Origin of the sequence: Psychrobacillus sp. FSL K6-1464 (assembly GCF_038003145.1) — a bacterium.
GTDB classification, from domain to species: Bacteria; Bacillota; Bacilli; order Bacillales_A; family Planococcaceae; genus Psychrobacillus; species Psychrobacillus psychrotolerans.
On sequence record NZ_JBBOOP010000001.1, the window covers coordinates 427,287 to 448,191 of the forward strand.

Consider the following 20,905-nt stretch of genomic DNA (forward strand, 5'->3'; position numbering starts at 1 on the left):
TTAAGGGACAGGCTAAAGTAGACGTTCAAAGAAAAAGGGGAGAGGGCTATGACATTCACCGTCTCCCTTTCACTCTGTTCTGTCCAAAGCCATCGAAAACAATGGATACATGTAAACGTTACTGCCAACTATATATATTCCATATCTAGTTGGTTACACTGTGTCATAGGTAACCTTTTAAGCCTGTTTTTTCTGCTGATTTTATTTCTTTTTCCAATTCTTCTACGCTTTCAGCACGTTGTTCATTTTTCTTTTTAATGGCAGCGACATCTTCCTTCGGTGCATATTCCATTGCTATTTCGGCTGCTTCCATATGTCTGATTGTTTTCTTAAGCCTTTCTTCACTATTCGCCCGATCATTAGGACCACGTTTGGTTTTAGGCATATCTTTTCCTCCTTTAAATTGATGCTATCAAAAGATAGTGTTCCCGAACCTAACAAGACTATGAACTACCAAGTTAATCCACGGGTGAATAAATACAGGTTGAAGTTGCCATAGTAATCCTTAAGGCAAATGAAGGAGGACTTTAAATGGATCACACGCAAATGAGTTGGAAAGAAGATAATGTTATTGCGCGTTTACACAATTCTGTGGATAATGTGACGCTTGCTGTTGGTCAAGCTTTGACTAATCCTACAGATCGGTCTATCCAAAATGCGGAGGACATGATTGAACGTGCCAATAAGTCGATTGCAATGGCATTAGAAAGTAGAGGGAACTTAGAGCCAATCAGTACGCTTCAGGAACAGCTACATCAAAATGTAGAAAAACTTCATACGTTACACTAATAAGTTGGATTTTTTAAATGCTAACCTACCGTCTTTCCAGGCAGTAGGTTTTTTTCTTAAGACCATGTTGATGATATATTGTCGAAGTATTAAAGTCATTAATCTGACAGATAAATGTTAATATAATAGAAGGGAGTTATATTCTAAATATTCATGTAATTAAAGGGGAGAATACAATGACAAATAAATATCCGAAAAAGTTAAATGAGAGAATCTATATAATAGATGGATTTGATATGGGAGAGTCAGAACGTACCGGTACATATGTCATCGATGAACTAGAACTAACTATTGTAGAAACTGGACCAAGCCCATCGGTAAAGTATGTGAAAAGCGGCTTAGAGTTATTAGGATTTTCATTAGACCAGGTGAAATACATAATCGTTACACATATCCATCTGGATCATGCTGGAGGAGCGGGCCTTTTAATGGAGGAATGTCCAAATGCTCAACTAGTGGTTCACCCAAAAGGAGTAAGACATCTGGCTGAACCAACGAGGCTAATAGCTGGAGCAAAGGCTGTATATGGGACTAAATTTGAGGAATTATTCAATCCAATTATTCCAATTCCCCAAGAGCGTATGGTTATAAAAAATGATGGGGATATATTGAAAATAGGAGATACGTGTATATTGAAATTTTTTGATACTCCTGGACATGCAAATCATCATTTCTCTATCTATGATCCTGTTAGCAATGGAATGTTTACGGGGGACACAGTTGGCGTTCGCTATGAGCAATTGGTATCTGATGGAGTTGACTTCTTCTTGCCATCGACTTCACCAAACCAATTTAATCCAGTCGCTATGCAAAGAGCAATAGAGCTTTTTGCACAAATGAATCTCCAATCTATTTATTATGGGCATTATGGAATGACTAATTCTCCTGAAGAAGCACTTTCTCAAGTATCGATGTGGTTAAATATATTTATGGCAGAAGCAGAAACTGTCTATGAGGAAGATAAAGGATATGAAGAACTAGCTAGTAGATTAGAAAAGTTAGTAAAAAAGCATCTGGGCAATGAAGGAATTTCTGAAAATCATGAAGTATTTAGATTAATTCAATTAGATCTGGAAGTAAGTTCCATGGGAATAATTGATTATTTGACGAAACAAGATAAGGCTAAAGCCGATTATTGAATTTGTATTTACGGAATAATCCCTATAGAATTGATATATATAAAGAAAAAGGGGACATTTGGTGGAATTTTTTTTAATTATCTTATTGTTGTTAGGCATTATTGGACTATCCAATTTTATTAATCACTTTTTTCCATTTATACCGGTACCACTAATTCAAATTGCACTTGGAGTTTCGCTTGCTGCGGTTCCTTTAGGTATACATATTGAGTTAGAACCGGAGCTATTTTTTATTCTATTTATTGCTCCGTTACTGTTCTATGATGGAAAAAATGTATCGAGACATGAGTTATGGAAGTTACGCAAACCAATTTTCATGTTGGCGCTTGGACTTGTATTCTTAACTGTGTTAGTCGTAGGGTATTTAATACACTGGCTTATACCATCGATTCCATTATCTGCGGCATTTGCATTAGCGGCTATTTTATCGCCAACAGATGTTGTGGCAGTAGGTGCCATATCTAGTCGTGTGAAAATACCAAAAACAATTACGCATATCCTTGAAGGCGAGGGCCTTATGAATGACGCATCTGGACTAGTAGCATTTAAATTTGCGGTCGCAGCTACTGTAACAGGCGTTTTCTCGCTAGCAGAAGCAAGTGTGAGTTTTGTGGTAATAGCATTAGGTGGATTTCTCGGAGGTGCACTACTAGCCTATATAATCATTCGATTGAAAGTGTTTATACGACGTTTGGGTATGGAAGATGTAACGCTGCATATGCTTATTCAACTGTTAACGCCTTTCGTTATTTTTTATATAATAGAGCATGTTAATCTTTCAGGAATTCTTTCAGTTGTAGCAGCTGGTATTGTACATGCCATATTCAAAGATCGTGAACAGTCACCAGCTATACAATTACAATTAGTCTCGAAAAGTACTTGGACGATTCTTATATTTATATTAAATGGACTTGTATTCGTGCTACTTGGATTACAAATTCCAAGTGTTTCTCAAGAAATATTTGATAGCCCGTTATTTAATAATTATCAGGTAATTATGTATATCTTCATTATAACTGCGGCTCTTCTAATACTTCGTTGGCTTTGGATTTATATAGCTTGGTGGATTGGTTGGTTTATGAAGGAGCAAAATTTAACTATACCTTCTCTTCGTTATGTTGCTATTATAACTATTGCAGGAGTACGAGGTGCAGTTACTTTGGCTGGAGCCTTTACAATTCCATATTTCCTAGCCAATGGTGATGATTTTCCACAGCGTGCATTGATCATTTTCATAGCAGCAGGAGTCATTTTAGTAACACTTGTACTGGCAAGTATTGTCCTTCCTTTACTAGTAAAATCAGAAAAAGCTGGTACGGAGGAAGCAAAAGAAGAGATGGAAAGATTGGCTATACTTCAAACAGCTGAGAGTGCGATTGAAACATTGCGTGACCTGACAACTGAAGAAAATCATGGAGCAGCAGTCTCGATTATTGCTCAATACAATGAAATAAGAAATCAGCTTTTGTTTGTAAGTGAAGATGAAGCAGACCGTATAAAAGAACTAGAAACATACACTCGAATGAAAGTGTTAGAAGTCGAAAGTGATTTTATAGAAAAGTTAAAAACAAATAATAAAATTGGTCGTGAATCACTAAACTTAATAGAAGAACATATTCATCGAATGCGGGTGGCTGTAACTAATCGCTTATTGTATCGTGTGTTACTTGTTTGGACCGTGATTAAAAGAGGATATTATAACATTTTAAAGATATTCACTAATAAAAAACGTGATTCCATCAAAATTCGTTTAGAAAAAGGACATGAAGTAGTAAGTTTTAAAGTGAAAATGGCAAAGGCTGCTATTAAGTACTTGAGAGAAACGATGACCCCAGAAAACGAGGTAGTTCATGTACAACTTATTGGAGAGTACAATGAAATGATAGTTAAATTTAAGCTAGCCAATAAACTGACTGATTCTGGTCATTATATAAGTGTACAAAGAGAGCTCCGTGATAAAGCTTTTCAGGCAGAACGAGATGAAATTCAACGCTTATATCAAAGTAATGAAATAACTTTAGAAATAACTAGGAAAATGCGAAGACATATCAATATACGTGAAGCCTATTGGATGGAAGAAAATAGTATTCATACGCATTAATGAATAACGTACTGACTAAACATAGTCGGTGCGTTTTTTTGTTACAGAAGTAAATTTATTTAACAAAATTTAATCATTATTTTTCCCGTGTAATCCTTTGTTGAAAGGTGATACTACGAAGAGTAAGACGAAGGAGGAAGGTAGAATGACGATAAACAAAGAAATTGAAGCGTTGAAAGCATACACCAGTATGGATCGAAGTGTTTTAAGTATTTATTTGAATACCAATCCTGCTGATCCTGAACAACTAAATGGTGCTTGGGCAATTCATCTGAAAAGTGGCTTAAAGCGTATCGGAGAGTATATAGAAGCTTCAGGTGATGAAAAAGAACTAAAAGCATTTAATAAAGTAAAGGAAAAAGTAAAAAATGAAATGGAAAAAAACTCACTAGAGTTACGTAAAGGCGCCGTCATTTTTGCCAGTGCAAATGAGGATTTATGGTCTGTTCATTATGTCCAGGTACCTGTAAAAACAAATTTCTATTGGGAAGACCATCCTGTTACAGAGCAATTGGAGTATATGTACAAAGCATATCCAGAAGCGGGTATAATCATGCCAAGCTTTGGGGAAGTTCGTATTTTAGACACGGCATTAGGATTTGTTCGTGATGATGTAACGTTCAAATATGACCCAGTTTCCGAAACATGGAATGAAAAGGTCAAAATAGATAGTAGAGGAAGACGAGCCGTTGCTGATAGCAAAACTGCTGTTTTAGATACACATTACAGAGTTAATGCAAGTACATTTTATAAAGGGATGAGGACAACCGTTGAACAGTTAAGGAAAAAAAGAGGTTGGCGAGAATATCATGTAGCGGGAGAAGCAGAAATGGCGAATGCATTTACAGATACACTAAGGGATTCCCCAGCAAGTTGCGTTTATAAAAATTTAAACAATAGTAAAGCAAACGAAGTGATCAATCAAATCCTTGAAAAGTAGCCAACAACACTTGAAAGATATTACCAAAATATCTTGTTGAATTCTCTAGTATAAATGATGAAAAAAAACACAATATAAGCTTACAAGGAGGTGAACAACATGCCAAACAGTAATTCAAATCAACTTCTAGTACCCGGCGTAAAACAAGCCCTTGATCAAATGAAATATGAGATCGCACAAGAATTCGGTGTTCAACTTGGAGGAGAAGCTTCAGCGCGTGCTAACGGTTCCGTTGGCGGAGAAATAACTAAGCGTTTAGTAGCTCAAGCCCAATCACAAATGAGTGGAAATCAATTCAGCAAATAATAACAATTAGGTCGGTGGAGAAATCCACCGACTTTTTTTTATTAAAGCTATATGGGATTCCACAGCTTTTAACGATGAATACTTTACCTGTAATTAACTAGCATTTTGTATGGACAAACAACGGCGAGCTATTTCGGATTCTAACAGTTCCAGAAAATCTGGATTTAGTTTTAGTTTTTTTGCTGTTAAATAAGACTCGATTAGAAGATCATCAGACATTTTACTCATAACCCCTCGCACCTCCGTTTTATATTTATTATGTAATTTGCTTAACAACAATTAGAGATTAACACCATCATTTATTAATCCGTCATAGCGATTAAGCGTTATCTTTCACAAGACTAATTTAACAAACATTTCACTTGAGAACAACTGTTCTGTTATCCACAACGAAAAGTGGGTAATATGTTAGTAAGTTGTTAGTAATGTTAAAAAACCTATATATACCAGTGTGAATTTTGTGTATAAAGTTATGCACAATTTTGAAAAAATCGAATTTTGTCGAAACATTTTCCTTAAAAATCATTAGAAACGAGGTTCTAAAACATTTTTCTATGAAAAAAATCGAATTTTTTTATGTTTTGTCAAAATAAATCCAAGTGCGGGTACCGTTAGTATATAAAAGAGGCAAAAATATTGATTACTGAAACTTTATCCACATCTTACAGTGGATAAGTTGTGAGTTACTAACAAATTAATGTCAAAATTGTTGTTATAACAACCTATTGGTTGTGCATAACTTTATCCACAGTCACTTTTTCTAACTGATGTCGAATAATAGGTGTAATAGGACAATCCAACAGATACATATTTTGGTGTAAATCAATAAAAGGAAGTGAATAGGATATCCAATAAAAAGTGTAAAAAATGTAACAAACTAAATGGGAAAGGAACTTGTCCGTGTAAATAAAAAGGTCATGGCCCCCACAATAATTGTGGGGGTCATGATTTTTCCTAATAATATTTACTCTCCGTCTTTATCTTCCTCTTCTAATTCTTGTTCTACATCTTCTTCCATATTGTCATCTACATCGGATTCATTATCTCCATCACCACATCCAGCTAATAAACCAACAGATAGGAATGCTGCTGCACCTATCTTCCACCATTTTTGTCCTGCTATAGATTGTTCAGTCATGTTAAATTCCTCCATTTTCTGATTATTTGTTTATTAATAAGTACTTACCCCAAAAGTATTCTGTTATAAACATTTTATAAGAGATGTTTTTGCATTTTATAAAAAAAACTACCTCTTCGTGTTAAGAAGAGGTAGTAAACGCACGAGAAGTTTCCTTTTTTAAATACATATGCATTGTTTCTATGTCCACACTAAAAATACGATCTTCTATAATGGAGGGAACAATACTACGTATTGATTGCCATTTGTTTTGTAAAGCAGGGGACATGAGCATATTTCCTCTATATTCCACTCCTTGTGCCGCACAAATTGCCTCAATTGCTATGACCCTACGGCAATTCTGGATAATTTGATGAGCGTGTCTTGCCCCAATAGTTCCCATACTTACATGATCTTCCTGATTTGCGGAAGAGGGAATAGAATCGACGGAGGCAGGATGAGCCAGGGTTTTGTTTTCAGAAACGAGACTTGCTGCTGCATATTGCAAAATCATGGCCCCAGATTGTAATCCAGGTTCTGGACTTAAAAAAGGTGGTAGTCCTTCGTTTAAATAGGGATTTACTAAGCGTTCGATTCTACGTTCAGATACATTTGCAAGTTCAGCCATTGCTACTTTTAAGAAATCCATGGCAAATGCAATAGGTTGGCCGTGGAAGTTCCCTCCGGAAATAATTACTTCTCCATCCTCTAGGATTAACGGGTTATCAGTAGCTGCGTTCATTTCTATTTCAAGTTTTTCTTTTACATAAGCAAGGACCTGCCAGCTAGCTCCATGAATTTGAGGTATACATCTTATGGAGTAAGCATCTTGCACACGTTTTTCTCCTTGTTTAGTTACAAGTTGGCTGCCTTTGAGCCACTGGAGCATTCTTTTAGCAACTTCCACCTGTTCTGGATAACCTCGCGCTTCATGGATATCTGGGTGAAAAGCATCTGTAATGCCGTATAAAGCTTCCATTGTCATAGCAGCAATCCATTCGCTCTGATAGGCAAGTGTTTCCGATTCTAACCAATTGATAACGCCCTGGGCAGTCATTGCTTGCGTTCCATTGATCAACGCAAGACCTTCTTTAGCTTCTAGTACAATGGGTGATAAACCATGCTTTTCCCAAACTAGATGAGAGGGGATATGATTGTTACCATCCCAGACAAAGCCTTCTCCTATTAAAACAAGTGCTAGGTGCGAAAGGGGAGCTAAATCACCAGATGCCCCAAGTGAACCTTGTTGAGGAATTACAGGATGTATTTGATAGTTAACCATGTATGCTAGTCGTTCTAATACTTCTAAACGAATACCTGAAAAGCCTTTTAGTAATGCATTTAAGCGAAGTACTACCATTGCGCGTGAAACTATTTCTTCAAATGGTTCTCCCATTCCACACGCATGAGAACGAATAAGATGAAGTTGCAGGGCATGAACATCAGAATCGTTTATACTTACATCACTAAATTTACCAAAACCGGTGTTTATGCCATATACAGTTTGGCCAGTTTCTACAATCCGTTCAACAACTTTTCGGCTTTTCACAACATTTTCTTTTGCACTATTATCTATTATAATTTGTTCATTTTGATATAAAATTGCTCTCATATGTTCTAGAGTAAGACCATTTCCTTTTAAGTTAATCAAGACTCATCACGTTCTTTCCAAGTTGAATTTGTGTCATCCTTAACCGACCACTTTCACTCCTTTTTTCCAAACACTATTTACATGATTTACCCCAAATAAATACTGTAATTGCTGATAATTTGACACGTTCCAGAGCACAATGTCGGCTTGTTTTCCTACTTCTAACGAGCCAACTTTATCTTCTATTGCTATAGCGCAGGCCGCATTATAGGTGGCTGCACACAAGCTCTCTGCAGGAGTAAGCCGCATCGAAATGCAAGCTAAGTTCATTACAAGGGGCATGGACGTGGTAGGAGATGATCCTGGATTGCAGTCTGTTGAAATCGCTACAGGTACGCCAGCATCAATCATTTCTCGGCCCCTTGCAGCAGTCTCTCGTAAATATAATGCTGTTGCAGGCAATAGACAGGCGATAACTCCTTTTTTAGCCATTGCAGCAATTCCCATATCCGATACTTTCAATAAGTGCTCTGCTGAAATAGCACCCACCTCAGCTGCAAGTTCGGCTCCACCATATGATTCAATCTCATCTGCATGAATCTTAGGGGTTAACCCAAGAGTTTTCCCCGCCTCTAAAATTCGTTTTGATTGCTCCGGGGTAAAGACGCCTACTTCACAGAAGACATCATTAAATTTAGCGAGTTTGTCATGGGCTACTCTAGGGAGCATTTCATTGACAACTAAGTCGACATATTGGTCTTCCTTTCCTTTAAAGTCAGAAGGGACAGCATGCGCTCCCATAAAAGTGGGAACAATATCTATTGGGTGTTCTTGTTGTAATCTGCGCATAACACGAAGTTGTTTTATCTCTGTCTCTAGATTCAATCCATAACCACTTTTTCCTTCTATAGAAGTAACGCCATGAGCTAAAAAGGAGTCTAATCTTTTCACTGTTTGTACAAAAATCTCTTCTTCCGTTGCTTCACTAGTCATGCGGCTAGTCGCATGAATACCTCCACCAGCATTCATAATGTCCATATACGTTGCGCCTTCTAAACGCAACTCAAACTCCCGCTCACGACTTCCTCCATAAACGACATGTGTATGTGGATCAACGAGCCCAGGTGTGACAAGCTTTCCGGATGCATCAATAATTTCTGCTGAATCTATTCGATCTGTGTATTTTATTTGAAGCTCATCTGTTGTGCCAATAGCTTGAATTATTTCATTTTCCAACCATATACTTCCATCCTCAATGATGGAGAGCTCACTCATAGCCTCTTTGGTTCTTGGACCTCTATGTTCACTAGCCAGAGTAACTAACTGAGAGGCGTGTTTTATCCAAACTGCTTTACTCATTTGTTTTAGTCCTCCTTTTTCATCATTGGAATATGGATGTCTTTAGCACGAGCTGTTTTTTCTGCAAGCTCATAGCCAGCGTCAAAATGACGAACTATACCCATACCTGGATCTGAAGTGAGTACACGTTCTAATCTTGCTTCCGCTTCCTTTGTTCCGTCGGCAACTATGACCATACCAGCATGAATGGAATACCCCATTCCAACACCACCTCCATGATGCACGGAAACCCATGTTGCTCCACCGACTGCATTGATCATCGCATTTAGTATTGGCCAGTCGGCAACTGCATCTGATCCATCTTTCATCGCTTCAGTTTCACGATTTGGGGAGGCAACAGATCCTGAATCTAGATGATCTCTTCCTATTACAATTGGTGCACTTAATTCACCAGAAGCGACCATATCATTGATGATTTTACCGAAGCGAGCGCGTTCGCCGTAGCCTAACCAACATATACGAGAAGGTAAGCCTTGGAATTGAATTTTTTCACGCGCCATTTTAATCCAATTGCATAAGTGAGTATTATAGCTAAACTCACGTAAGATTACTTCGTCTGTTTTATATATGTCTTCAGGATCCCCAGATAATGCGACCCATCTAAATGGGCCTTTGCCTTCACAAAACTGTGGTCGGATGTATGCAGGAACAAATCCTGGGAAGCAAAAAGCCCGATCAAAGCCTTCATCCTTCGCTACTTGTCGTATGTTATTTCCATAATCGAATGTAACTGCACCTTTATCCATTAACTCGACCATTGCACGTACATGCGTAGTCATAGAAGTTTTGGAGAGGCTTATATATTCGTTAGGATTATTCTGGCGTAAATCCCTTGCTTCCTCTAGAGAAGTTTGAGAAGGGATGTAGCCATTTAAAGGATCATGAGCTGAAGTTTGATCAGTCAAAATATCTGGTGTAAAACCACGAGCTATCAGTTCAGGTAAAATATCGGCTGCATTTCCAACCAACCCTATAGAAAGAGGTTTCCCAGCCATTTTTGCTTCTTCCGCTAACTGAATAGCCTCGTCTAATGTATGCGCTTTCAAATCTGTGTAATGAGTTTCAATACGTCTATCTATTCTTGTTTCATCTACTTCTATTGCAATGCATACGCCACCATTCATCGTAACTGCTAATGGCTGTGCAGCACCCATACCGCCTAACCCAGCTGTAAGTGTAATCGTATTTTTTAACGTTCCATTAAAATGTTGTTTAGCAAGTTCAGCAAACGTTTCGTAAGTCCCTTGTACGATTCCTTGAGAACCAATATAAATCCAACTGCCGGCAGTCATCTGTCCATACATCATTAACCCTTTTTTATCGAGCTCATGGAAATGCTCCCATGTAGCGTATGCTGGCACTAAGTTGGAGTTGGCTATTAATACACGTGGTGCATCCATGTGAGATTTAAAAACCGCTACTGGTTTCCCAGACTGGACAAGCAAAGTTTCATCATTTTCTAATTCCTTTAACGAGTGAACTATTGCGTCAAAAGCTTCCCAATTCCGAGCTGCCTTTCCGATCCCACCATAAACAACTAAGTCATCGGGATGCTCTGCTACCTCTGCATCTAAATTGTTCATAAGCATGCGAAGAGCTGCTTCTTGCAGCCAACCTTTCGTATTCAACTTGGTTCCTCTATAACGAATTACCTTATCGTTTGCTGTACCCATTTAAATACCTCCTCAATTCTTACTCCTATTCTATCTAAATATTTAAACTATTTAAGGGGTTTCGTGAAAAAAATGAAAATTTCTCCTCTGCTAACGGGGTACTTTACTAGTGTGCTAGTGTATCGAGAAGTTGGTATGAAACTCTTTTATACATAATTCGTCTGATTATTCAGACATATATAAGGGGGTAATTATATTGAAAAAAGCTTGGTTATTGTTGGTTACCATAAGTCTTTTCGTTATATTAACAGCCTGTAGTAGTAGCGATGAAGAGTTAGCTAAAATGAGTACAGAAGATAGAGCATCGGATTCGGCAGAATTTGAAACTAAAGAAGAGCAAAGTGTTGATGCGGAGAGGGAACAGGAAAGTGTAGCTGAAGAAACTGCGGCACCTAGCACTAGAATGATTATTCATCAGGCTAGAATTAGCACGAATGTAAAGGATTTAAAGAAGGCTCAGCATAATATGGAGCAAAGGGTGAAGGATTATGGAGGTTATATTGTAGAGTCCAACGTGTATTTGGAATCTGATGAAACAAGTTCAGGGAAAATGATAGTGCGAATTCCAGAGAAGCATTTTGAAACGTTTTTGTCTGAAGCGGAATTAGAGGCATCTAAAGTTTTAGAAAAAAACGTCACTGGTCAGGATGTAACTGAGCAATATGTAGATCTAAGTTCTCGCGTGAAATCGAAACGTGCAGTGGAAGAACGTTTACTAGCATTTATGAAAGATGCAGAAAAAACAGAGGATTTACTAAAAATTTCTAGCGACCTTGCAAAGGTCCAAGAAGAAATAGAGGTATTAGTAGGGAAAATAAAATATTTGGAGAACCAAACATCTTTTTCCACTATCGAACTAACTATGTTTGAAAATCGAGTCATCATTCCAGAAATAGAAAACAAAGATCTGAACACATGGGAAAAAACGAAAAAACAATTTATAACAAGTACCAATGCACTGTTATCAATAGGCTCAGGAATAATCGTATTTATAGTAGGTAACTTACCAGTGTTAATACTTGTAACAATTATTGCAGTTGCAGTTTTTTGGATTATTAAGAAAAGGAAAATAAAAGAATAATAATTTTAATCGCTATTCTAACGGTGAGCATATCGTAAAACAATGAACAAAGCATCTCTTGATTTTCAAAGAGATGCTTTATTCGTGTAAAGAAAAAGGTATCATAATTTCTAAAACTTCATACTATGTATAAATAACTCCCATGAATGGAGGGAAACATGGACATTTTAAACAAGGTAAGAAATTATCGAGAAGAAGAGAACCAGCTCAAGTGGGAAGGTACGTTTAAAGAATTTTTAGCGATTGTGAAGGAACGTCCAGAGGTTGCCCAAACGGCGCATGCACGAGTTTATAGCATGATTAAAAATGCAGGTGTAACGGAACTAGATAACAAAAAAGAATTCAATTTTTTTGGAAATGAAATATTTGGAGTAGAAGATTCACTAGAGCGATTAGTAGAAGAATACTTTCATCCCGCTGCCAAAAGACTAGATGTTAGAAAACGAATTTTATTATTAATGGGTCCAGTAAGTGGTGGGAAATCTACTATTGTAACGCTTCTAAAAAGAGGATTTGAACAATACTCTCGTACTGATGAAGGTGCGGTTTACGCTATAAAAGGCTGTCCAATGCATGAGGATCCATTGCATTTAATCCCGCAGCATTTACGAAAAGACTTTTTTGATGAATATGGAATACGTATTGAAGGTAGTTTGTCACCATTAAACTCCATGAGGCTCGAAAGTGAGTACGGCGGGCGTGTAGAAGATGTCCTGGTGGAGCGCATTTTCTTCTCTGAGGATAAACGAGTAGGAATTGGTACGTTCACTCCTTCCGATCCTAAATCTCAAGATATAGCGGATTTAACGGGATCGATTGATTTTTCAACAATAGCAGAATATGGCTCAGAATCAGATCCTCGTGCATACCGCTTTGACGGAGAGTTGAATAAGGCGAACCGTGGAATGATGGAATTTCAAGAAATGCTCAAATTGGACGAAAAATTTCTATGGCACTTATTATCATTAACACAAGAAGGAAATTTTAAGGCAGGACGTTTTGCGTTAATCAGTGCAGATGAATTGATCGTAGCCCATACGAATGAAACGGAGTACCGTTCATTTATAGCCAATAAAAAGAATGAAGCATTGCATTCAAGAATTATTGTCATGCCGATTCCTTATAACCTAAAGGTCAGCCAGGAAGAGCGCATATATGAAAAGATGATTAGAGAAAGCGATATGACACATGTTCATATTGCTCCACATGCATTAAGAGCAGCAGCAATTTTTTCTATACTGACGAGACTGGAGATTCCGAAAAAGACAGGAATAGATATAGTCAAAAAAATGCGTCTATATGATGGGGAAAATGTGGAAGGATTTAACGACATTGATGTGGAAGAATTGAAGAAAGAATCGCAAAATGAAGGGATGAACGGTATTGATCCACGGTACGTGATCAACCGTATTTCATCTGCCATAATACGAAAAGAAATTCCATCGATTAATGCGCTAGATGTGTTGCGTTCTTTAAAAGAGGGGCTTGATCAACATGCATCGATCTCTGATGAAGACAAAGAAAAATATATGAATTATATAGCGATTGCTCGAAAAGAATACGATGAAATTGCTAAGAAAGAAGTACAGAAAGCATTTGTGTACTCGTATGAAGAGTCTGCCATTACACTGATGAATAATTATTTAGATAACGTAGAAGCATTTTGCAATAAAAACAAAATGAGAGATCCATTGACAGGAGAAGAGATGAACCCGGATGAGAAGCTGATGCGCTCCATTGAGGAACAAATCGGCATTTCCGAAAATGCGAAAAAAGCATTCCGTGAAGAAATCCTTATCCGATTATCGGCATACGCAAGAAAAGGGAAGCGTTTTGAATATAATTCGCACGAGCGACTACGTGAAGCTATCCAAAAGAAATTATTTGCGGATTTAAAGGATGTCGTAAAAATTACTACTTCATCAAAAACACCAGATGAAGCCCATCTAAAGAAAGTAAATGAAGTAGTGGCAAGATTAATAGATGAACATGGATACAATTCCAATTCAGCTAATGAGCTATTGAAATATGTTGGTAGTTTGCTTAATCGATAGGCATAGGTGAAGGACCAATAGTATAGCTAAATGATTGGTCAAAACCTGTTTCTATCGTTTTCGAAGGACTTTGGATAGACGATTTGCTATACGATTACCGAGTGAATTTTTAGGGATGCTGGCTGGTTGTGATGTCCGTCACAACCAGCCAGCATCCCAATTTTTCGGTAACCTTGTGGCGTTTGTCTATCCGTCGCCCTGCTACAACTCTTAGAAACAGGACAGTGCATTTTTGGATAACTAGAGAAAAAGTTCCCTTTCTATTTAAAGAAGAAGCGCACGAATATGCAATTTCGTGAGCTAGCTCACTTCTTTATTTAGTTAACACTTAATATTTCTCTTTTTTTCCACTAGATAAAATAGAATTTATTTTCTTCATTCTTCATTACATAATAGCCTTCCAAATTTAACAGATGGTTTTATCACATTATTAACCTTGACTACTCTTATCATCTAAGCGATACGCTCTGCTAAATCATATAATTTAAAACTACACGTTAAATTGATTGAAGTGAAAGGTAGCGACTCCGGTGGGATGAGTGAGACAGATGAGATATCACAACGACGCGTTAGAGACGGTGCTAGCCCATCGCTCACCCCGCGGAGGCCAACAGGATGTTGGTCACGAAGGCGTTGCCACACGAGGTGGCGCACTTAGTCTTTGTTCTCAACCTGAAACGGAAATCAGCAGTTTTAATGGATAGCTTCTATTCTTCAAAATTTTCTTTTGAAAAAGTCTATTCCATCACCGGTCTTTCGGTATGTGAATGTCTTTTTTCTTATCTTTTATACTATCAACCCCTACATTTTTCAAATTCATCTGCAATAAGAATGACAAACGGGCATATGATAAAAAATAGGTAGGTGTTGAGAAAAATGGAGAACAAAGAAACTAAACAATTTGTCGTCTCTCAGGAAAACTGGTCTTTACATCGAAAAGGACACCAAGACCAACAACGCCATATGGAGAAAGTGAAGGAAGCAATTCAAAACAATTTGCCTGATCTGATCAGTGAAGAAAATATCATCATGTCTAATGGACGAGAAGTCATCAAAATTCCGATTCGCTCACTAGATGAATATAAAATCCGCTATAACTATGATTCATCGAAGCATGTGGGGCAAGGAGATGGGAAAAGCCAAGTAGGAGACGTAGTTGCTAAAGGTTCAGGTGATGAAGAGGGAAAAGCAGGTCAAGGGAAACAGGCTGGTGACCAGGCAGGTCAAGACTATTATGAAGCAGAGATATCCATTGCAGAAATAGAGCAGGAACTTTTCAGCCAAATGGAGCTACCTAATTTAGAACAAAAGGAACAGACAGAAATAACAACAGAACATATTACATTTAACGATATACGAAAAAAAGGCCTAATGGGCAATATAGACAAAAAGCGAACTATTATATCTGCTATTAAGCGAAATGCAATGAAAGGGAAGGCAGAAATAATGCCTATTCATCAAGATGACTTGCGTTTTAAAACTTGGGATGAGGTAGTAAAACCTGAGTCGAAAGCAGTTGTATTAGCAATGATGGATACAAGTGGATCGATGGGTAACTTTGAAAAGTATTGTGCTAGAAGCTTTTTTTTCTGGATGACAAGGTTTTTACGCTCCCAATATGAAACAGTGGAAATTGAATTTATTGCCCATCATACAGAAGCAAAGGTTGTAACAGAGGAAGCATTTTTTTCTAAAGGAGAAAGCGGAGGGACAATTTGCTCTTCTGCTTATATGAAGGCACTAGAGCTTATAAAAGAGAAGTATAGTCCATCTAAATATAATATTTACCCTGTCCATTTTTCTGATGGAGAGAATATGACAAGTGATAATATGAGATGCATTGAACTAGTGAATGAACTGATGGAGGTTTCTAGTATCTTTGGCTATGGGGAAGTAAATGCGCATAGCAGATATTCTACGTTAATGAACACCTATAAAAAGATTGAAAGTCCTAAGTTTAGATACTATGTGTTGAAGGAAAATCAAGATGTTTACGAAGCGCTGAAGCATATTTTTCAAAAGGGAGTCAAGTAATGGAGAAAAAACTACAACATGCTATTGCGGAAATTACCGAAATTGCCACTGCATTTGGCCTTGATACGTATCCAATGAGATATGAGATTTGCCCAGCAGATATTATTTATACATTCGGCGCGTACGGCATGCCCACACGTTTTGCCCATTGGAGTTTTGGTAAACAATTTCATAAGATGAAAATGCAATATGATTTTGGGCTTAGCCAAATTTATGAGTTAGTCATTAATTCAGATCCTTGCTATGCGTTCTTATTGGACACAAATAGCCTCATACAAAATAAGCTCATCATTGCACATGTACTTGCTCACTGTGACTTTTTTAAACATAATGTACGTTTTTCTAATACACGAAGAGACATGGTAGAGAGCATGACGGCAACTGCAGAACGTATTGCAGAGTATGAGAGACTGTATGGAAAAGATGAAGTAGAAAGTTTTTTAGATGCGGTATTAGCAATTCAGGAACATATTGACCCTTCTATTATGAGACCTAAATTGCCAGTTTATGAGGATGAAGAAGAAGTCGATGTCATACGAAAAACAGAATATGATGATTTGTGGAAGTTGGATCATAGAGAAGATAAATCAAAATTGGTACTTCCGTATCGTAAAAAGTTCCCTCCGAAACCTGAAAAAGACTTGCTATTGTTTATTGAGGAATATAGCAGTGAGTTAGAAGATTGGCAACGAGATATATTAACGATGATGCGGGAGGAAATGCTCTACTTCTGGCCGCAACTAGAAACAAAGATTATGAACGAAGGTTGGGCTTCCTATTGGCATCAACGGATATTAAGAGAAATGGATTTAACGAGCGATGAAACAATAGAGTTCGCAAAGTTAAATGCAAATGTAGTGCAACCTTCCAAAACCGGCATTAACCCATATTATTTAGGTGTGAAAATTTTTGAAGATATAGAAAATAGATATAATAATCCAACAGCAGAAATGAAAGATTTAGGAATTAAAGTTAATTCGGGTAGGGAGAAAATGTTTGAAGTAAGAGAAATAGAATCGGACATATCTTTTATCCGAAATTACTTAACGAAGGATTTAGTGAAGCAGGAAGATTTATATTTATTTGAAAAAAAGAATGGGAACTATGAAATAACGGATAAGGATTATGAAAATGTACGTGATCAGCTTGTCTCCATGCGAGTGAATGGAAGCTTTCCATATATCGTAGTAGAAAATGGGGACTATATGAGGCTAGGAGAGTTGTATTTACGTCATGGATTTGAAGGGACGGAACTCGATCCACATTATTTAGAAAACGTTCTGCCATATATTCATCAATTATGGGGGCGAACAATTCATATGGAAACAGTAGTAGATGAAAAACAGGTATTGTATACTTTTGATGGGAAAAAAGTTTCGAAAATGAACATGTGATAAAACGAGGTCCTATTGACATAGGATCTCGTTTTTTATTTATGGCACGAGAAAATATAAAATGTAAGTACTCAAATAGACTGCGTAAAAGTACCAAGGCAGTATCTCTTCCAAGGTGCGTGTGCAGTTGATCCTAGGTCTGGGAGATTCCTGTCGCTGGAGAGAAACTCAATTCAGCTTAGTCTAGAGATTCCGTTCTGCTCGACTAGTAAAAAATAGACATCAAAAAATGACCCTGGAGAAACACTCCGGCTCATTTTTTTCTTTGAATTTTAAATTGGTCTTTCTACTTTTACATAGTCTTTTATTTTAAGCTATCATTCAAGATACTATCTTCTAAAACGGAAAATTTATCTCCGTATACTTTTGTAATATGTTCTTCTCCCCATGAACAAAGGGCACTGAGTATACTTTCAAGACTTGTACCATACTCGCTCAACTCATATTCTACTTTTGGAGGGACTTGGTTATAGACGATTCTATTAATAACGCCATCACTCTCTAACTCTCTAAGTTGCTGCGTTAACATTTTTTGAGTTATATCAGGCATAAGCCGCTTTAATTCACTTGTCCGCTTTTTTCCGTGGGTTAAGTGACACAATATGACGCATTTCCACTTGCCGCCAATGACCTCCAATGTAGCTTCCACTGATATATTATATTTTTTTTGTTTCATACTATTTCTCCTTTAGATAGGAACAAAAAAGTTCCTATAGTACTTTATAGTGCCTATATTACTTTAAAGTGCGTACTTTCCTTTTAAAACTCTATGAATCATAATAACATTTGCCGGTAGATTTACAATATAGTTTGGTCTCGCGGAATTTATTTATTCCGCATGAAGAAAGGTTGAGAAATAATGACTTTAGATAAAAATAGAAGTATGTTTGCATTATTGGCATTAGCAGTAAGTGCATTTGCAATAGGAACGACTGAATTTATCAGTGTCGGGCTATTGCCATTAATATCTAAAGACTTGGATATATCTTTGACAACAGCGGGGCTGACAGTTTCCTTATATGCCCTCGGAGTAACAGTGGGTGCACCAGTTTTAACAGCACTTACTTCAAGGATGCCTCGCAAATCCTTACTTCTTTGGATAATGATTGTGTTCATTATAGGTAATGGAATAGCCGCTAGTGCTACAAGTGTAACAGTGCTATTAATTGCACGTGTCATATCTGCATTTTCACATGGTGTTTTTATGTCCATCGGATCAACGATAGCTGCCGATCTAGTACCAGAGGATAAGAGAGCTAGTGCAATTTCTATTATGTTTACAGGATTAACAGTCGCAACCATTACAGGAGTGCCTTTTGGTACATTTCTTGGACAGCAGTTAGGTTGGCGCTTTGCCTTTATAGCAATTGTCGTAATAGGAATCATTGGGTTTATAGCAAATAGTATACTTATTCCTTCTGATTTACGAAAAGGTACAAGAACATCAATACAAGATCATGTAAAGCTAATAACAAATAGTAGATTATTATTAATCTTTCTAATTACAGCACTTGGTTACGGGGGGACATTTGTCGTATTCACGTATTTATCCCCATTGCTTCAGTCTGTAACAGGATTTAAACAAGGGACAATCGCTTTAATATTACTTGTTTATGGGGTTGCAATCGCAGTAGGGAATATGATTGGCGGAAAACTAGCCAATAAAAACCCAATCGGCTCACTTTTTTATATGTTTATTATTCAAGCGATTATACTACTTCTATTAACATTTACAGCCCCTTTTAAGGTTTTAGGGTTAATAACGATTATTTTAATGGGAGTTTTTGCATTTATGAATGTTCCAGGCCTGCAGGTGTATGTTGTCATGTTAGCTGAGCGCTATGTTCCTAGTGCAGTTGATGTTGCTTCAGCTATGAATATTGCTGCTTTTAATGCCGGCATTGCAATTGGGTCTTATTTAGGGGGAATTGTCGCAGATTCTATTGGCCTTATCCATACTGCTTGGATTGGATCGATAATGGTTATGATTGCAGCAATATTAACTGGTATTAGTAGAATGTTGGAGAGAAAAGAGCAAATATAATAATTAACAGACGGAGGAATTCAAAATGGAAAATTTACAATCTATAAAAACATTACACAATGGGGTAGAAATGCCACTATTAGGGCTTGGCGTATTTAGAGTAGAGGATGGACAAGAGTTAATAGATGCAGTGAAAATCGCTATAAAAAATGGGTACCGTAGCATCGATACAGCAGCCATCTATGGAAATGAAGTAGGAGTAGGAAAAGGAATCCGAAAAGGGATAGAAGATGGAAATATTGCTAGAGAGGATCTTTTTATTACTTCAAAAGTATGGAATTCTGAGCTGGGCTATGAGGAAACAATTGCAGCCTATGAAGAAAGTTTAACTAAACTTGGACTAGAATATTTAGATTTATACTTAATTCATTGGCCAGTGGAAGGGAAGTATAAAGCGGCTTGGAAAGCTCTAGAAACACTCTACAAAGAGGGACGTGTGAAAGCGATTGGTGTAAGTAATTTTCAAATCCATCACCTAGAAGAGTTAATGAAGGATGCGGAAATTAATCCAATGATCAACCAAGTAGAATATCATCCGCGTTTAACACAAAAAGAATTGCACAATTTCTGTAGGGAGCATCAGATTCAATTAGAGGCATGGTCACCACTAATGGCAGGGCAGTTACTCGACAATGAAGAACTTCAAGAAATAGCATCTAAATATGGGAAATCAGTAGCACAAATTATCGTGCGCTGGGACCTTCAAAATAATGTAATTACAATTCCAAAGTCTACGAAAGAACAACGCATAATAGAAAATGCAAATGTATTTGACTTTAAATTAACAAAAGAGGACATGAAGCAGATTGATCTATTGAATAAAAATCACCGTGTTGGACCAGATCCAGATAACTTTGATTTTTAATTACTATAAAAACTAAACTCACAAAAAATAACCGAGATTCTTGAAGAATCTCGGTTATTTATAAATGCAATATTTAGACTGCACAGATTGTTTAAGAATCTGATTTACAATTTACTAAGATTGCCGGGTATGATTACCGGTATTTTAAATTAGTAACCGCCATCAACAAAAGCAGCGCCAACAATAATAAGTAAAATAAATAAAACAACAATCAGTGTAAAACCAGAACCGTATCCATATCCTCCAGCACTATCATTTCCAGACATATATTCATTCCTCTTTTCCTAGTAATACTATTAGAGTATTAATAAGTCTTAAGATGAACAGGGCAACAAGGTAAAAATAATTGGTACAAATAAAATAAATCACAAATAATTGTTTAGGATATGAAAAATGCTCAGAGAAAACTCTGAGCATT

The 20,905-nt window shown here is 37.1% G+C and carries 19 protein-coding genes; 11 read left to right on the forward strand and 8 right to left on the reverse strand.

Annotation, left to right across the window (positions count from 1 at the left end):
- Positions 1 to 163: 163 nt before the first annotated feature.
- Complete coding sequence (locus tag MKX39_RS02125) at positions 164 to 385, reverse strand: small, acid-soluble spore protein tlp (protein WP_340768101.1); 222 nt, start codon at positions 383 to 385, stop codon at positions 164 to 166.
- A gap of 146 nt (positions 386 to 531) precedes the next feature.
- On the opposite strand from MKX39_RS02125, the gene MKX39_RS02130 reads away from it, so the two are divergent.
- The 5 genes from MKX39_RS02130 to MKX39_RS02150 all read left to right on the forward strand — a co-directional run bounded on the left by MKX39_RS02130 (position 532) and on the right by MKX39_RS02150 (position 5,275).
- Entirely contained in the window at positions 532 to 789 is a 258-nt protein-coding gene (locus MKX39_RS02130) for a hypothetical protein (protein ID WP_093536120.1), read from the forward strand.
- 176 nt (positions 790 to 965) lie between these two features.
- On the forward strand, positions 966 to 1,928 hold the full coding sequence (locus MKX39_RS02135) for an MBL fold metallo-hydrolase (protein WP_340768103.1): 963 nt from the start codon (positions 966 to 968) through the stop codon (positions 1,926 to 1,928).
- Positions 1,929 to 1,989: 61 nt separating this feature from the next.
- Positions 1,990 to 4,029 (forward strand): Na+/H+ antiporter, encoded by a 2,040-nt coding sequence (locus MKX39_RS02140; protein ID WP_340768104.1) that lies wholly within the window; start codon positions 1,990 to 1,992, stop codon positions 4,027 to 4,029.
- 145 nt (positions 4,030 to 4,174) lie between these two features.
- Entirely contained in the window at positions 4,175 to 4,969 is a 795-nt protein-coding gene (locus tag MKX39_RS02145) for a VLRF1 family aeRF1-type release factor (RefSeq protein ID WP_093536114.1), read from the forward strand.
- 99 nt (positions 4,970 to 5,068) lie between these two features.
- Positions 5,069 to 5,275 carry an alpha/beta-type small acid-soluble spore protein gene (locus MKX39_RS02150; RefSeq protein ID WP_093536112.1) on the forward strand — a complete coding sequence of 69 codons (207 nt, stop codon included), beginning with the start codon at positions 5,069 to 5,071 and terminating at the stop codon, positions 5,273 to 5,275.
- Positions 5,276 to 5,368: 93 nt separating this feature from the next.
- Here the strand turns inward: MKX39_RS02150 and MKX39_RS02155 are convergent, their stop codons facing one another.
- The 5 genes from MKX39_RS02155 to hutU all read right to left on the reverse strand — a co-directional run bounded on the left by MKX39_RS02155 (position 5,369) and on the right by hutU (position 11,015).
- Entirely contained in the window at positions 5,369 to 5,503 is a 135-nt protein-coding gene (locus MKX39_RS02155; protein WP_093536110.1) for a sporulation histidine kinase inhibitor Sda, read from the reverse strand.
- Between the two features lie 736 nt (positions 5,504 to 6,239).
- Complete coding sequence (locus tag MKX39_RS02160; protein WP_175496213.1) at positions 6,240 to 6,413, reverse strand: hypothetical protein; 174 nt, start codon at positions 6,411 to 6,413, stop codon at positions 6,240 to 6,242.
- A gap of 121 nt (positions 6,414 to 6,534) precedes the next feature.
- Positions 6,535 to 8,043: a histidine ammonia-lyase gene (gene hutH, locus MKX39_RS02165; protein WP_340768105.1), complete on the reverse strand. Its 1,509-nt coding sequence runs from the start codon at positions 8,041 to 8,043 to the stop codon at positions 6,535 to 6,537.
- A gap of 39 nt (positions 8,044 to 8,082) precedes the next feature.
- The gene (hutI, locus tag MKX39_RS02170; RefSeq protein WP_340768106.1) at positions 8,083 to 9,342 is read right to left on the reverse strand and encodes an imidazolonepropionase; all 1,260 of its coding nucleotides are present in this window, start codon (positions 9,340 to 9,342) and stop codon (positions 8,083 to 8,085) included.
- Positions 9,343 to 9,347: 5 nt separating this feature from the next.
- Entirely contained in the window at positions 9,348 to 11,015 is a 1,668-nt protein-coding gene (hutU, locus tag MKX39_RS02175; RefSeq protein WP_093536104.1) for a urocanate hydratase, read from the reverse strand.
- 196 nt (positions 11,016 to 11,211) lie between these two features.
- Between hutU and MKX39_RS02180 the strand changes: the two genes are divergently transcribed.
- From MKX39_RS02180 to MKX39_RS02195, 4 genes are all read left to right on the forward strand, one after another.
- Positions 11,212 to 12,096: a DUF4349 domain-containing protein gene (locus MKX39_RS02180; protein WP_340768109.1), complete on the forward strand. Its 885-nt coding sequence runs from the start codon at positions 11,212 to 11,214 to the stop codon at positions 12,094 to 12,096.
- Between the two features lie 158 nt (positions 12,097 to 12,254).
- Positions 12,255 to 14,150: a PrkA family serine protein kinase gene (locus MKX39_RS02185; protein WP_093536100.1), complete on the forward strand. Its 1,896-nt coding sequence runs from the start codon at positions 12,255 to 12,257 to the stop codon at positions 14,148 to 14,150.
- 876 nt (positions 14,151 to 15,026) lie between these two features.
- Entirely contained in the window at positions 15,027 to 16,184 is a 1,158-nt protein-coding gene (yhbH, locus tag MKX39_RS02190; RefSeq protein ID WP_340761337.1) for a sporulation protein YhbH, read from the forward strand.
- Positions 16,184 to 17,578 (forward strand): SpoVR family protein, encoded by a 1,395-nt coding sequence (locus tag MKX39_RS02195; protein WP_340761338.1) that lies wholly within the window; start codon positions 16,184 to 16,186, stop codon positions 17,576 to 17,578. The genes yhbH and MKX39_RS02195 overlap by 1 nt, the downstream gene beginning before the upstream one ends.
- A 304-nt stretch (positions 17,579 to 17,882) precedes the next feature.
- On the opposite strand, the gene MKX39_RS02200 is transcribed toward MKX39_RS02195, so the two are convergent.
- A complete protein-coding gene (locus MKX39_RS02200; RefSeq protein ID WP_340761339.1) occupies positions 17,883 to 18,254 on the reverse strand; it encodes a winged helix-turn-helix transcriptional regulator in 372 nt (123 codons plus the stop codon).
- 183 nt (positions 18,255 to 18,437) lie between these two features.
- On the opposite strand from MKX39_RS02200, the gene MKX39_RS02205 reads away from it, so the two are divergent.
- Complete coding sequence (locus tag MKX39_RS02205; RefSeq protein ID WP_340761340.1) at positions 18,438 to 19,622, forward strand: MFS transporter; 1,185 nt, start codon at positions 18,438 to 18,440, stop codon at positions 19,620 to 19,622.
- Positions 19,623 to 19,647: 25 nt separating this feature from the next.
- Positions 19,648 to 20,487: an aldo/keto reductase gene (locus tag MKX39_RS02210; protein WP_340761341.1), complete on the forward strand. Its 840-nt coding sequence runs from the start codon at positions 19,648 to 19,650 to the stop codon at positions 20,485 to 20,487.
- Between the two features lie 149 nt (positions 20,488 to 20,636).
- On the opposite strand, the gene MKX39_RS02215 is transcribed toward MKX39_RS02210, so the two are convergent.
- Positions 20,637 to 20,753, reverse strand: coding sequence for a YjcZ family sporulation protein (locus MKX39_RS02215; protein ID WP_093536088.1), 117 nt, complete (start codon positions 20,751 to 20,753; stop codon positions 20,637 to 20,639).
- Positions 20,754 to 20,905 lie beyond the last annotated feature (152 nt).